Below are 13,506 nucleotides of genomic sequence, written 5' to 3'. Positions count from 1 at the left end.
CGATAGGCCGTTACATAAAACTGTGGCGGTTTGCCGCAGTTTTGCCTGTCTGGGCCGCTGCTTGGTTATACTCGTCGCGATTCGCCTGGAGCGCTCATCAGGAGAGCTCATGCTCGCCCCCGTACAACTGCTTTCCGCCACTCGCCAGAACCTCTGGCGTCTGACTTTCATCCGCATCCTGGTTCTGGCCGCACAGGCCGGTTCGGTGGGGCTCGCCTACTGGTTCGACCTGCTGCCGCTGCCCTGGCTGCAACTGGCCGTCACCCTGGGCCTGTCGCTGATTCTCTGCGCCTTCACCGCCATTCGCCTGCGCACCTCGTGGCCGGTCACCGAGCTGGAATATGCCGTGCAACTGGCCTGTGACCTGTTTATCCACAGTGCCCTGCTGTATTTCTCCGGCGGCTCGACCAACCCCTTCGTCTCCTATTACCTGGTGCCGCTGACCATCGCCGCCGTGACCTTGCCATGGCGTTACTCGGTGGTTCTTTCCGGTATCGCGCTGACCATGTACACCCTGCTGCTGGCGCAGTTCTACCCGCTGCAGACGTTCCCCATCGCCCGGGAAAACCTGCAGATCTACGGGATGTGGCTGAGCTTCGCCCTGGCCGCGGCGGTGATCACCTTCTTCGCCGCGAGAATGGCCGAGGAGCTGCGGCGCCAGGAAGAATTGCGGGCGATCCGCCGCGAAGAAGGCCTGCGCGACCAGCAGTTGCTGGCTGTCGCCACCCAGGCCGCTGGCGCCGCCCACGAACTGGGAACGCCCCTGGCGACCATGAGCGTGCTGCTCAAGGAAATGCGCCAGGACAACCTCGACCCGCTGCTGCAAGATGACCTGGGCGTGCTCCAGGATCAGGTCAAACTGTGCAAGGAAACCCTGCAGCAGCTGGTGCGGGCCGCCGAGGCCAATCGCCGGATGGCTGTGGAAATGCAGGATGTCACCGTCTGGCTCGACGAAGCGCTGAACCGCTGGCACCTGATGCGCCCCGAAGCCACCTATCGTTTCCAGTTGCTGGGCCAGGGGCCGATGCCGCGGGTAGCACCGCCGCCGGACCTGACCCAGGCGTTGCTCAACCTGCTGAACAATGCCGCCGACGCCTGTCCGGAAGGGCTGGAAGTACAGCTGGATTGGGACGCCGAGACCCTGACCATCAGTATTCGCGACCACGGCGCCGGTGTGCCGCTGGCCATTGCCGAGCAGATCGGCAAACCCTTTTTTACCACCAAGGGCAAAGGTTTCGGCCTGGGCCTGTTTTTGAGCAAAGCCAGCGTGACACGCGCCGGCGGCTCAGTGAAACTCTACAGTCATGAGGAAGGCGGCACGCTCACCGAGCTGCGTCTGCCCCACGGCGCCCGAGGAGACCAACATGAGTGACGAAATCCAAGTCGAAGGCGAAGAACTGCCGCATCTGTTGCTGGTGGATGACGACGCCACCTTCACCCGGGTAATGGCGCGAGCCATGAGCCGCCGCGGCTTTCGCGTCAGCACTGCGGGTTCGGCCGAAGAAGGCCTGGCCCTCGCCCAGCAGGACCTGCCGGACTTCGCCGCGCTGGACCTGAAGATGGACGGCGATTCCGGCCTGGTGCTGCTGCCCAAGCTGCTCGAACTCGATCCGGAAATGCGCGTGGTGATACTCACCGGTTATTCGAGCATCGCCACCGCGGTCGAAGCGATCAAGCGCGGCGCCTGCAACTACCTGTGCAAACCAGCCGACGCCGATGACGTGCTGGCCGCGCTGCTCTCCGAGCACGCCGACCTCGACACCCTGGTGCCGGAAAACCCGATGTCGGTGGACCGCCTGCAATGGGAGCACATCCAGCGGGTGCTGACCGAACACGAAGGCAACATCTCCGCCACTGCCCGCGCCCTGGGAATGCACCGCCGAACGCTGCAGCGCAAGTTGCAGAAGCGCCCGGTCCGTCGCTGAACCGCGACTGAACGAATGTCCTCGGGACAAGTGAAAAAGCGAGCCGATCCTCTATGATCGGCTCGATGCTTGTCCCTATCCCAATCGAGCCTTGATGATGAATCAGAACGCTGAGTATTCCGCGGTCAACGATACTGTGCGCGGGCAGTTTTTCCGTCGTGTCTGGGAAATGACTACGCCTTACTGGCGCAGTGAGGAGAAGGGCAAGGCCTGGTTGCTGCTGTTCGCGGTGACCGCCCTGACCCTGTTCAGCGTGGCGATCTCGGTGTGGATCAACAGCTGGTACAAGGACTTCTACAACGCCCTGCAAAAGAAGGACGAAGCGGCGTTCTGGCAACTGATCCTGTACTTCTGCGGGATTGCCGCGGTGGCCATCCTGGCCGCGGTCTACCGGCTCTACCTGACCCAGATGCTGACCATCCGCTGGCGGGCCTGGCTCACGGAAAAACACTTCGCCCGCTGGCTGGGCCACAAGAACTACTACCAGCTGGAGCAGGGCGGCTACACCGATAACCCGGACCAGCGGATTTCCGAAGACCTCAACAGCTTCACCAGCAATACCCTGGGACTGGCCCTGGGCCTGCTGCGAACCGTGGTCAGCCTGGTGTCGTTCTCGATCATCCTCTGGGGCGTGTCGGGCAGTATCGAAGTCTTCGGCTACAGCATTCCCGGCTACATGTTCTGGTGCGCCCTGGTGTACGCCGCCGTCGGCAGCTGGCTGACCCACCTGATCGGTCGCCGCCTGATCGGCTTGAACAACAACCAGCAACGCTTCGAGGCAGACCTGCGTTTCTCCATGGTGCGAGTGCGGGAGAACGCCGAGAGCATCGCCCTGTACAACGGCGAACCGAACGAGAACAAGCGCCTGAGCGGCCGTTTCGGCATGGTCTGGCACAACTTCTGGGACATCATGAAGGTGTCCAAGCGCCTGACCTTCTTCACCTCGGGTTACGGCCAGATCGCGATCATCTTCCCTTTCATCGTCGCGGCCCCCCGTTACCTGACGGGCAAGATCGAGCTGGGCGAGCTGATGCAGATCAACTCGGCATTCGGCAACGTCCAGGAGAACTTCAGCTGGTTCATCACCGCCTATTCCGAGCTCGCGGCATGGCGCGCCACTTGCGATCGTCTGCTGAGCTTCCGCCAGGCCATGAGCGAAAACGAAGAACGCGCGCCAGCCATCGACGTGCAGAGCCAGGGCGAAACCCTGCAGGTGCATAACCTCGGCCTGGATCTGGCGGACGGCCGGCACCTGCTGGCCGGCGCCGAGATGACCGTGACCGCCGGTGAGCGCCTGATGCTCAGCGGCCGTTCCGGCAGTGGCAAGAGTACCCTGCTGCGGGCGATGGGCCGGCTCTGGCCGGCCGGTCACGGCAGCATCCGCATGCCCGCCGAGCGTTATCTGTTCCTGCCGCAGAAGCCTTACCTGCCGATCGGCAGCCTGCGCGAGGCCTTGAGTTATCCACAGTCGGGCGACACCTACCCGCAGGAGCGTTATGCGCAGGTGCTGGAAACCTGTCGCCTGCCGCACCTGGTGTCCCGCCTGGACGAGAGCAATCACTGGCAGCGCATGTTGTCCCCGGGCGAGCAGCAGCGCCTGGCCTTTGCCCGTGCGTTGCTCTACGCGCCGCAATGGCTGTACATGGATGAAGCCACCTCGGCCATGGACGAAGAGGACGAAGCGACCCTGTACCAGGCGCTGATCGACCAGCTTCCGGGGCTGAGCATTGTCAGCGTCGGGCATCGCAGCAGCCTCAAGCGTTTCCACCCGCGGCACATCCGTATCGAGCGCGGGCATCTGGTCGACCAGGCGGTGACGGTGTAGTCAACAGTGATCGTACAACTCGGCTGAGCTATGATGCGTCATCAGTTTTCGGAGAAAGATCTTCACCATGGACAACCAGAACACGGCGCCCCGCCTTCCACGCAAGCGCCGTAGCCTCGCCCAGGAACTGGTGACCGTGCTCTCGGAGCAGATCCGCGACGGTCAGCTCAAGCGCGGTGACAAGTTGCCCACCGAGTCGGCGATCATGGAGGCCCATGGTGTCAGCCGCACCGTGGTGCGCGAAGCCATTTCCCGGTTGCAGGCCGCCGGCCAGGTGGAAACCCGCCACGGCATCGGCACCTTTGTGCTCGACACACCGAGCCCGAGCGGTTTCAGGATCGATCCGGCGACCGTGGTGACCTTGCGCGATGTGCTGGCGATCCTGGAACTGCGCATCAGCCTGGAAGTGGAGTCGGCCGGGTTGGCCGCGCAGCGGCGCAGCACCGAGCAATTGGCGGCGATGCGCGCGGCGCTGGATGCCCTCAATGAAAGCGCGGCCCACGACAGTGATGCGGTGGCCTCGGATTTCCAGTTCCACCTGCAGATTGCCCTGGCCACGGGCAACCGCTATTTCACCGACATCATGACCCACCTGGGGACCAGCATCATTCCGCGCACCCGCCTGAATTCGGCGCGCCTGGCCCACGACGATCAGCAGCACTACATGAGCCGCCTGAGCCGTGAACACGAAGAAATCTATGAAGCCATTGCCCGCCAGGATTCGGACGCGGCCCGAGCGGCCATGCGCCTGCACCTGACCAACAGCCGCGAACGGCTGCGCCATGCCCATGAAGAGGCAGAGGCGCAGCGCGGGTAAATGCAACAGGCGCCAGACCGGGGAGGTCTGGCGCCTGTGTCAGGTTGTCGTGCCGTCATCGCAGGCAAGTCGGATCGCCACCCGCTCGCTCCTACAGAAACACTGCTTGTCTTTGGTAGGAGCGAGGCTTGCCCGCGATGCTTTTAGCGGCCTTTGAGAATCGAGCGATCCACCCTTACGGCCAGTTGCCCGGCAGCGGGTTTGGCATCGAAAGTCACGCGCCCTTGCTTGTCGACGGTTGCCCGCGCGACGGGAGCGCCGTTGACCAGCAGTTCCAGGGGCGCGCCCTGCAGGGATTGGCCCGAGGCCAGTTCTAGAGTCAGATTGATAGCCATGTCGATGTCCTTATCAGGCATTGCGGTCGATGTAGGTGGTGGCGGTCTTGTCGATCGAGGCGATCAGCTCCGGCGAGCCGCCGCGGAACTGACGGAAAATGTTGCGCCCGCTGGAGTTGCTGCTGGTATCCACCGGCACATTCAGGGTTGGCTGGAAGCGTTCGCTCAGCTCGGCGTAGGCGGACCAGGGGCCGATGTACGACTCGTTCAGCCCATTGGTGTAGCTGAAGGCATAACGCACGGCATTGCCTGGCAGCCAGTTGGGTTCGCTGGGTGTCTGGCTCTGCCAGCCATTGGCCTGGATGCTCGGGGCAAGCGTCGGTGCCTCCAGGTAGCCCGCCGGCTTGTTGGGCTTGTAGTCCTTGAGCAGCAGGTAAGTGCTCCAGCCCCACCAGTTGTCGATGGTCTTGGTATCGCTGAGGTTGTTCACGTCGCTGCGGCGCAGCACCTTGTCGCCCTGCATCACGAACAGCGGTGAAAAATTGCCGCTCTTGGCTGCGTTCAGGTCCGGCAGCAGCTTCAGCGCCGTGAAGTTGCCGGGCGCCGGGGCCGATCCGCTGAGGTAGCTGTCGAAGATTTCGTCCGCCGAGTGCTGCACCGCCAGCTTGACCTGCTTGCGGTTGTTGCTGTCGATGGTGTCGAAATAACGCTTGTCGCCATAGGCATGCCAGCGGTCGCCCTGGGCGTTGCTGACGTTGAGGCCGAACTTGCTGTCTTCGTCGTGCATGAAGCGGGTGATCAGCGAACCCAAGTCACTCGGTGTGACCACCGCTGCCACTTGCTTGCGCGGTACCCGCACATGGCCGGCGGAGAACAGGTCGGTGAGGAAGTGATCGGCGAAGGCGTTCATGGCATAGGCCAGTTCCAGCTGCTTCTCGTCGGCGTTCTTGTGCGCCAGCACCGCCTGCTGCAGGGCGGCGGTGTGCCCGGCGACATAGGCCAGCAGCGCCCACTCACCGAAATGGTCGGCATTGTTGGCCGCCAGCTTCAGGTAGCGACCCAGGGGGAACAGCGCCGAGGCGAAACTACCGCCGCCAGTGATCTTGTTCCACTCTTCGGACAACGTATCTCCCAGGGCGTCATAAGCCTCGTGGGGTTGCCGGCCGTCCTTGAGTGCCTGGTTGGCGGCGGCGATTTCCTTCTGCATCACCGCGAGAATCTGTTTCGCTTCGTCCTTGGCCGCCGGCAACACGGCGAGGGAGTTGAATGCGGCGGTAAAACGCTGCAAACGATCCGCCGGGGTAGCGCCGTCACAGATCGGCTGGTCGGGGATGCCATAAAAATCGCCGCCCAGCGCCACCACCTGGCCGTAGGTCAGGGCCAGGCCATTGGGCAGGTGCAATTCGACCTGCCAGGCCGGAATGCCGGGGGCGTCCTTGACGAAGCGCAACAGGGTGGCGTCGCCGATGGCGGTGTGCTCGCCACCCTCGAAACGCAGCTGGGGCAGTGCCTTGAGGTTTTTGTCCGGTGCCGCGGGGAGGATCCCGGGCTTGTGGTACTTGATGGTGTGATGACCGTCGGCGATCAGTACCAGATGGTCGCCGTCACCGGAAATGGCAATGCCGCGTTCACTGAAAAGGCTGTCCAGATCGGCAACGATCTGGCTTTTGTGCTGCAGCTGTTCCCGCTGCTGAGTGTGTAGACCTGACATTTCTAGCTCCTTGATATGTCGTAGGTATTTCAGAAAATTAACTGTATATATATACAGTTGTTTGCGAGCATAAAGCAAAATCCTGACGCGTCAAGCAGGTATTTTTTGCCGCGCATTTTGGCGATGGCTGACGAATTGCGGTTGACGATTGTTTTTTAAGTTGTACGATGACTTACAACTTCGGCCAAGGCTGAGGTGTTTTTCATCACAACGTGCGTCCAGGGTGTTCGAACAATGAATCCACAAGAACTGAAGTCCATCCTCTCCTCCGGCCTGCTGTCTTTCCCGGTGACCGATTTCAATGCCCAGGGCGATTTCCATCGCGCGGGCTACATCAAGCGCCTGGAATGGCTGGCCCCATACGGTGCCTCGGCGCTGTTCGCGGCAGGCGGCACCGGTGAGTTCTTCTCCCTGGCGGCCAGCGAATATTCGGCAATCATCAAGACCGCGGTCGACACCTGCGCCTCCAGCGTGCCGATCCTGGCCGGCGTCGGCGGTTCGACCCGCCAGGCCATCGAATACGCCCAGGAGGCCGAGCGCCTGGGCGCCAAGGGCCTGTTGCTGCTGCCGCACTACCTGACCGAAGCCAGTCAGGACGGGGTCGCCGCTCATGTGGAAGCGGTGTGCAAATCGGTGAAGATCGGTGTGGTGGTCTACAACCGCAACGTCTGCCGCCTGACCGCGCCGCTGCTGGAGCGCCTGGCCGAGCGTTGCCCGAACCTGATCGGCTACAAGGACGGCCTGGGCGATATCGAGCTGATGGTGTCGATCCGCCGCCGTCTCGGCGATCGCTTCAGCTACCTGGGCGGGCTGCCGACCGCCGAAGTCTACGCCGCGGCCTACAAGGCCCTGGGCGTGCCGGTGTACTCCTCGGCGGTGTTCAACTTCATCCCGAAAACCGCGATGGATTTCTACCACGCCATTGCCCGGGAAGATCACGCCACCGTCGGCAAGATCATCGACGACTTCTTCCTGCCTTACCTGGATATCCGCAACCGCAAGGCCGGTTACGCGGTGAGCATCGTCAAGGCCGGGGCCCGCATCGTTGGCCATGACGCGGGCCCGGTGCGGGCGCCGCTGACCGAGCTGTTGCCGGAAGAGTATGAAGCGCTGGCGGCGTTGATCGACGCCCAGGGCGCGCAGTAATCCATCCCCGGGGCCGCTGAGCGATCAGCGGCCTTTTGCGTAAGGCTTTTGTATAAGGAGAGGGCGCGTGGCAGAGGTAAAACGCTTCGATAACTACATCGGTGGGCAATGGCTGGCCGGTGCCGACTACTCGACCAATATCAATCCGTCCGAGTTGTCCGATGTCATTGGCGAATACGCCAAGGCCGACCTGGCTCAGGTGCATGCCGCGATCGACGCGGCACGTAACGCTTTCCCGGCCTGGTCGACCTCCGGTATCCAGGCGCGCAGCGATGCCCTGGACAAGGTCGGCAGCGAGATCCTCGCCCGCCGCGAAGAGCTCGGCACGTTGCTGGCACGGGAGGAGGGCAAGACCCTGCCCGAAGCCATCGGCGAGGTGACCCGCGCCGGCAACATCTTCAAGTTCTTTGCCGGCGAATGCCTGCGCCTCTCGGGGGATTACTTGCCGTCGGTGCGTCCGGGCGTCAACGTCGAAGTGACCCGTGAAGCCCTGGGCGTGGTCGGCCTGATCACCCCCTGGAACTTCCCGATCGCCATCCCGGCATGGAAGATCGCTCCGGCCCTGGCCTATGGCAACTGCGTGGTGCTCAAGCCCGCCGAGCTGGTGCCGGGCTGCGCCTGGGCCCTGGCGGAAATCATCTCCCGCGCCGGCTTCCCGGCCGGGGTGTTCAACCTGGTGATGGGCAGCGGCCGGCTGGTCGGCGATGCCCTGGTCAACAGTCCGAAGGTCGACGGCATCAGTTTCACCGGCTCCGTGGGCGTGGGCCGGCAGATCGCCGTCAGCTGTGTCTCGCGCCAGGCCAAGGTGCAGCTGGAGATGGGCGGCAAGAACCCGCAGATCATCCTCGACGATGCCGATCTCAAGCAGGCGGTGGAGCTGGCGGTACAGAGCGCCTTCTATTCCACCGGGCAGCGCTGCACCGCGTCCAGCCGGCTGATCGTCACCGCGGGCATCCACGACCGGTTCGTCGCGGCGATGGCCGAACGCATGGGGTCGATCAAGGTCGGCCATGCGCTGAAGGCCGGTACTGATATCGGTCCGGTAGTGTCCCAGGCGCAGCTCGAGCAGGACTTGAAGTACATCGATATCGGGCAGTCTGAAGGGGCGCGGCTGGTCAGCGGTGGCGGCCTGGTGACTTGCGATACCGAGGGTTACTTCCTGGCGCCGACCCTGTTCGCCGACAGCCAGGCCTCGATGCGCATCAGCCGCGAAGAGATCTTCGGCCCGGTGGCCAACGTGGTGCGGGTGGCCGACTACGAGGCGGCGCTGGCCATGGCCAACGACACCGAGTTCGGCCTGTCGGCGGGCATTGCCACCACCTCGCTGAAATACGCCAACCACTTCAAGCGCCATTCCCAGGCCGGGATGGTCATGGTCAACCTGCCGACGGCCGGCGTCGATTACCACGTACCTTTTGGTGGTCGCAAAGGCTCATCCTATGGTTCCCGTGAGCAAGGTCGCTACGCGCAGGAGTTCTACACCCAGGTGAAGACTTCCTACATCGGCTCCTAAGTCCCGCTGTACCCCCCGCCGGCCTTTGCCTGAGGCCCGGCGGGGGCGATGAAACGCATGTTTACCCGCATAAAAATAACTAGTGGGAGTACATCCATATGCAAGCGACCAAGCCGACTCGCGTCCGCTATCTGATCCTGTTCATGCTGTTCCTGGTGACCACGATCAACTATGCCGACCGCGCCACCATCGCCATCGCGGGCTCCAGCCTGCAAAAAGACCTCGGCATCGACGCCGTCACCCTCGGTTATATCTTCTCCGCCTTCGGCTGGGCCTATGTGGCGGGGCAGATCCCCGGCGGCTGGCTGCTCGACCGCTTCGGCTCGAAAAAAATCTATGCCCTGAGCATCTTCACCTGGTCGCTGTTCACCGTGCTGCAGGGTTATGTCGGTGAGTTCGGCGTCTCCACCGCGGTGGTGGCGCTGTTCATGCTGCGGTTCCTGGTGGGGCTGGCCGAGGCGCCGTCCTTCCCCGGCAATGCGCGGATTGTCGCGGCCTGGTTCCCCACCGCCGAGCGCGGTACGGCTTCGGCGATCTTCAACTCGGCGCAGTATTTCGCCACGGTGCTGTTCGCCCCGCTGATGGGCTGGATCGTCTATCGCTTCGGCTGGCAGCACGTGTTCATCGTGATGGGCGTGATCGGCATCGTCTTCTCGCTGGTCTGGCTCAAGGTGATCTACAGCCCGCGCCAGCACCCGCTGATCAACGAGGCCGAGTTCAAGCACATCGCCGATAACGGCGGCATGGTCGACATGGACCAGGACAGCAAAGGCAAACGCAGCGACGGCCCGAAATGGGACTACCTGCGCCAGTTGCTGACCAATCGCATGATGCTCGGCGTGTACCTGGGCCAGTACTGCATCAATGGCATCACTTACTTCTTTCTGACCTGGTTCCCGGTGTACCTGGTGCAGGAGCGTGGCATGACCATTCTCAAGGCCGGTTTCATCGCGTCCTTGCCGGCCATCTGCGGCTTTATCGGCGGGGTGCTCGGCGGAGTGATTTCCGACTACCTGCTACGCAAGGGGCATTCCCTGACCTTCGCCCGCAAGGCGCCGATCATCGCCGGCCTGCTGGTCTCCAGCAGCATCGTGGCCTGCAACTATGTGGAGATCGAATGGATGGTGGTGGGCTTCATGGCCCTGGCGTTCTTCGGCAAAGGCGTGGGCGCGCTCGGCTGGGCGGTGGTGTCCGATACCTCGCCGAAGCAGATCGCCGGTTTGAGCGGCGGCCTGTTCAACACCTTCGGCAACCTGGCGTCGATCACCACGCCGATCGTCATCGGCTACATCATCAGCTCCACCGGCTCGTTCAAATGGGCGCTGGTGTTCGTCGGCTGCAACGCGCTGCTGGCGGTGTTCAGCTACCTGGTGATCGTCGGTCCGATCAAGCGTGTGGTGCTCAAGGAACCACCGAGCAACGGCCCCGAGCTGAGCCAACTTTCCCAAGCGCATTCCTGAAGGGGCGGCGTCATGCAGTTGATTGAACATTCCGATTCGCCACGCTACATCCGCCTGCACGAGCGGGACAACGTGGTGGTTGTGGTGAATGACCAGGGCGTGCCGGCGGGCACCGCGTTCGCCGACGGCCTGGTGACCCTGGACTTCGTACCTCAGAGCCACAAGGTGGCGCTGCAGGACATCGCCGAAGGCGGCCCGGTGGTTCGTTACGGCCAGACCATAGGTTATGCCTTGCAGCCGATCACCCGCGGCAGTTGGGTCAGGGAGGAGCAGTTGCGCATGCCCAGCGCGCCGCCGCTGGACAGCCTGCCGCTGTCCACCGAGGTGCCGGCGGCCCAGGCGCCCCTGGAAGGTTTCACCTTCGAGGGCTATCGCAATGCCGACGGCACGGTCGGCACGCGCAATATCCTGGGCATCACCACCACCGTGCAGTGCGTGACCGGGGTGCTCGATCATGCGGTCAAGCGCATCAAGGACGAACTGCTGCCCAGGTATCCCCACGTCGACGATGTGGTGGCGCTGACCCACAGCTATGGCTGCGGCGTGGCGATCACCGCCACCGATGCCTATATCCCGATCCGCACTGTGCGCAACCTGGCGCGCAATCCGAACCTGGGGGGCGAAGCCCTGGTGATCAGCCTGGGCTGCGAGAAGTTGCAGGCCGGGCAGGTGATGCACGAAGGCGACAGTTCGGTGGACCTCAGCGAGCCCTGGTTGTACCGCCTGCAGGACTCCAGCCAGGGTTTTACCGAGATGATCGAGCAGATCATGGCGCTGGCCGAGGTGCGTTTGCAGAAGCTCGATCAGCGGCGTCGGGAAACCGTGCCGGCCTCGGAGCTGGTCCTCGGCATGCAATGCGGCGGCAGCGATGCCTTCTCCGGGATCACTGCCAATCCGGCCTTGGGGTATGCCTCGGACCTGCTGTTGCGGGCCGGCGCGACCGTGATGTTTTCCGAAGTCACCGAGGTGCGCGATGCGATCTATCTGCTGACCTCCCGTGCCGAATCCGCAGAGGTGGCCCGGGAACTGGTGCGTGAGATGGACTGGTACGACCGTTACCTGGCAAAGGGCGAGGCCGATCGCAGCGCCAATACCACGCCGGGCAACAAGAAGGGCGGGTTGTCGAACATCGTCGAGAAGTCCCTGGGCTCCATCGTCAAGTCCGGCAGGAGCGCGATCAATGGCGTGCTGGGGCCGGGCGAGCGCTTTACCCGCAAAGGCCTGATCTTCTGTGCGACGCCGGCCAGCGACTTCGTCTGCGGCACCTTGCAGCTGGCGGCGGGGATGAACCTGCATGTGTTCACCACCGGGCGTGGCACGCCTTACGGGCTGGCGATGGCGCCGGTGGTCAAGGTCTCGACCCGTTCCGAACTGGCCCAGCGCTGGCCGGACCTGATCGATATCGACGCCGGGCGTATCGCCACCGGGCGGGCGAGCATCGAAGAGCTGGGCTGGGAGCTGTTCCACTTCTACCTGGACGTGGCCAGCGGCAAGCAGCAGACCTGGGCCGAGCGGCACAAGCTGCATAACGACATCACCTTGTTCAATCCGGCGCCGATTACCTGAGCGGTGGCCGTTGCCGCAGGACCTCCAGGGTTGGTGAGTACGTCAGCGCCCCTTCGGGGCGATCGCAGCCTGCGGCAGCGGCTACAGCGTTTGTGTCGAGCTCAGTTGAATAGCATGTCGCAATCCGTGTAGCCGCTGCCGAAGGCTGCGATCGACCGCAACGCGGGCGTGGCATTTGATAGCCTCGAACTCCTGCGGCCCGATGGATCTGCTTTCCGGGCAAATCCATCGGGCTTAAGCGCGCCGGCTGGCTTATCATTAGCCGCCTAACGACAGGCTCAAGGTTGACCCGGCATGCTGGCCATTTTTCTCGAAACGCTGAACATCACCGCGCCGGTATTTGCCATGTTGTTTCTCGGTGTGCTGCTCAAGCGCATTGGCTGGATCGACGACGGTTTTATCCACACGGCGTCGTCCCTGGTGTTCAACGTCACCATGCCGGCCCTGCTGTTTCTCGGCATCCTCCATGCCGACCTGCATTCGGCGCTCAAGCCCGGGTTGCTGATCTATTTCGCCGTGGCCACCCTGGCCAGCTTTGCCTTCGCCTGGGGCTGGGCGATCTGGCGCTGCCCGCGGGAAGACCGGGGCATCTACACCCAGGGCGCGTTTCGCGGCAATAACGGAGTCATCGGCCTGGCGCTCGCGGCCAGCATGTATGGCGACTACGGGATTTCCCTCGGGGCGATTCTCGCGGCGTTGGTGATCCTGTTCTACAACACCCTGTCGACCATCGTCCTGGCGGTGTACAGCCCGGTGATCAAGTCCGATCCGTGGAGCATCTGCAAAAGCGTGGTCAGCAACCCCTTGATCATCAGTGTCCTGGCGGCCACGCCTTTCGCCGTTTTCCAGATCGGCCTGCCGACCTGGCTGGAAACGTCCGGCCAGTACCTGGCGCAGATGACCCTGCCGCTGGCCTTGATCTGCATCGGCGGCACCCTGTCCCTGGCGGCGCTGCGCGCGAGCGGCGACCTGGCTTTGAGTTCGAGCCTGGTGAAAATGGTCGGCCTGCCGATCCTCGCTACCCTGGGGGCCTGGCTCTGTGGATTCCGCGGGGCGGAGTTGGGGATTCTGTTCCTGTATTTCGGCAGCCCGACCGCGGCGGCGAGCTTTGTCATGGCCCGGGCGGCCAATGGCAATCATGAGCTGGCGGCAGCGATCATCGTCATCACCACGCTGATGGCGGCGGTGACCACCAATATCGGGATCTTCCTGCTGCAGTGGGGCGGGTGGATCTAGTGCTCTTGTAGGAGCGAGCGGGCGGCGATCCG

General features: G+C 63.3%; 11 protein-coding genes. 9 read left to right on the top strand and 2 right to left on the bottom strand.

The window, feature by feature from the left end; translation table 11 throughout:
• The first annotated feature begins 109 nt into the window (after positions 1-109).
• The 4 genes from ACTJKT_RS04195 (at position 110) to ACTJKT_RS04180 (ending at position 4,567) form a co-directional block, all read left to right on the top strand.
• The gene (locus ACTJKT_RS04195; protein ID WP_009046974.1) at positions 110-1,372 is read left to right on the top strand and encodes an ATP-binding protein; all 1,263 of its coding nucleotides are present in this window, start codon (positions 110-112) and stop codon (positions 1,370-1,372) included.
• Positions 1,365-1,925 (top strand): response regulator transcription factor, encoded by a 561-nt coding sequence (locus tag ACTJKT_RS04190; protein ID WP_009046975.1) that lies wholly within the window; start codon positions 1,365-1,367, stop codon positions 1,923-1,925. The genes ACTJKT_RS04195 and ACTJKT_RS04190 overlap by 8 nt, the downstream gene beginning before the upstream one ends.
• Positions 1,926-2,022: 97 nt before the next feature.
• Positions 2,023-3,750 (top strand): ABC transporter ATP-binding protein/permease, encoded by a 1,728-nt coding sequence (locus tag ACTJKT_RS04185; RefSeq protein WP_440786282.1) that lies wholly within the window; start codon positions 2,023-2,025, stop codon positions 3,748-3,750.
• Between the two features lie 67 nt (positions 3,751-3,817).
• A complete protein-coding gene (locus tag ACTJKT_RS04180) occupies positions 3,818-4,567 on the top strand; it encodes a FadR/GntR family transcriptional regulator (RefSeq protein ID WP_009042168.1) in 750 nt (249 codons plus the stop codon).
• Between the two features lie 143 nt (positions 4,568-4,710).
• Here the strand turns inward: ACTJKT_RS04180 and ACTJKT_RS04175 are convergent, their stop codons facing one another.
• A complete protein-coding gene (locus ACTJKT_RS04175; RefSeq protein ID WP_102676271.1) occupies positions 4,711-4,902 on the bottom strand; it encodes a hypothetical protein in 192 nt (63 codons plus the stop codon).
• A 13-nt stretch (positions 4,903-4,915) separates the two neighbouring features.
• Entirely contained in the window at positions 4,916-6,553 is a 1,638-nt protein-coding gene (locus ACTJKT_RS04170; protein WP_440786281.1) for a phospholipase, read from the bottom strand.
• 234 nt (positions 6,554-6,787) lie between these two features.
• On the opposite strand from ACTJKT_RS04170, the gene kdgD reads away from it, so the two are divergent.
• The 5 genes from kdgD to ACTJKT_RS04145 all read left to right on the top strand — a co-directional run bounded on the left by kdgD (position 6,788) and on the right by ACTJKT_RS04145 (position 13,474).
• On the top strand, positions 6,788-7,699 hold the full coding sequence (gene kdgD / locus ACTJKT_RS04165; protein ID WP_440786280.1) for a 5-dehydro-4-deoxyglucarate dehydratase: 912 nt from the start codon (positions 6,788-6,790) through the stop codon (positions 7,697-7,699).
• Between the two features lie 67 nt (positions 7,700-7,766).
• Complete coding sequence (locus tag ACTJKT_RS04160; RefSeq protein ID WP_440786279.1) at positions 7,767-9,212, top strand: aldehyde dehydrogenase family protein; 1,446 nt, start codon at positions 7,767-7,769, stop codon at positions 9,210-9,212.
• 98 nt (positions 9,213-9,310) lie between these two features.
• Positions 9,311-10,672: an MFS transporter gene (locus tag ACTJKT_RS04155; protein WP_440786278.1), complete on the top strand. Its 1,362-nt coding sequence runs from the start codon at positions 9,311-9,313 to the stop codon at positions 10,670-10,672.
• Between the two features lie 12 nt (positions 10,673-10,684).
• A complete protein-coding gene (gene garD / locus ACTJKT_RS04150) occupies positions 10,685-12,238 on the top strand; it encodes a galactarate dehydratase (protein WP_440786277.1) in 1,554 nt (517 codons plus the stop codon).
• 294 nt (positions 12,239-12,532) lie between these two features.
• Positions 12,533-13,474, top strand: coding sequence for an AEC family transporter (locus ACTJKT_RS04145; RefSeq protein ID WP_097305611.1), 942 nt, complete (start codon positions 12,533-12,535; stop codon positions 13,472-13,474).
• Positions 13,475-13,506 lie beyond the last annotated feature (32 nt).

Origin of the sequence: Pseudomonas sp. 22526 (assembly GCF_052044735.1) — a bacterium.
Classification (GTDB): domain Bacteria; phylum Pseudomonadota; class Gammaproteobacteria; order Pseudomonadales; family Pseudomonadaceae; genus Aquipseudomonas; species Aquipseudomonas piscium.
This window is presented reverse-complemented; position numbering and strand designations above follow the sequence as displayed.

What these genes read in the sequence shown, in the direction of transcription:
- ACTJKT_RS04195 (WP_009046974.1), top strand. Translation starts at nt 110, where the DNA reads ATGCTCGCCCCCGTACAACTGCTTTCCGCCACTCGCCAGAACCTCTGG.
- ACTJKT_RS04190 (WP_009046975.1), top strand. Translation starts at nt 1,365, where the DNA reads ATGAGTGACGAAATCCAAGTCGAAGGCGAAGAACTGCCGCATCTGTTG.
- ACTJKT_RS04185 (WP_440786282.1), top strand. Translation starts at nt 2,023, where the DNA reads ATGAATCAGAACGCTGAGTATTCCGCGGTCAACGATACTGTGCGCGGG.
- ACTJKT_RS04180 (WP_009042168.1), top strand. Translation starts at nt 3,818, where the DNA reads ATGGACAACCAGAACACGGCGCCCCGCCTTCCACGCAAGCGCCGTAGC.
- ACTJKT_RS04175 (WP_102676271.1), bottom strand. Translation starts at nt 4,902, where the DNA reads ATGGCTATCAATCTGACTCTAGAACTGGCCTCGGGCCAATCCCTGCAG.
- ACTJKT_RS04170 (WP_440786281.1), bottom strand. Translation starts at nt 6,553, where the DNA reads ATGTCAGGTCTACACACTCAGCAGCGGGAACAGCTGCAGCACAAAAGC.
- kdgD (WP_440786280.1), top strand. Translation starts at nt 6,788, where the DNA reads ATGAATCCACAAGAACTGAAGTCCATCCTCTCCTCCGGCCTGCTGTCT.
- ACTJKT_RS04155 (WP_440786278.1), top strand. Translation starts at nt 9,311, where the DNA reads ATGCAAGCGACCAAGCCGACTCGCGTCCGCTATCTGATCCTGTTCATG.
- garD (WP_440786277.1), top strand. Translation starts at nt 10,685, where the DNA reads ATGCAGTTGATTGAACATTCCGATTCGCCACGCTACATCCGCCTGCAC.
- ACTJKT_RS04145 (WP_097305611.1), top strand. Translation starts at nt 12,533, where the DNA reads ATGCTGGCCATTTTTCTCGAAACGCTGAACATCACCGCGCCGGTATTT.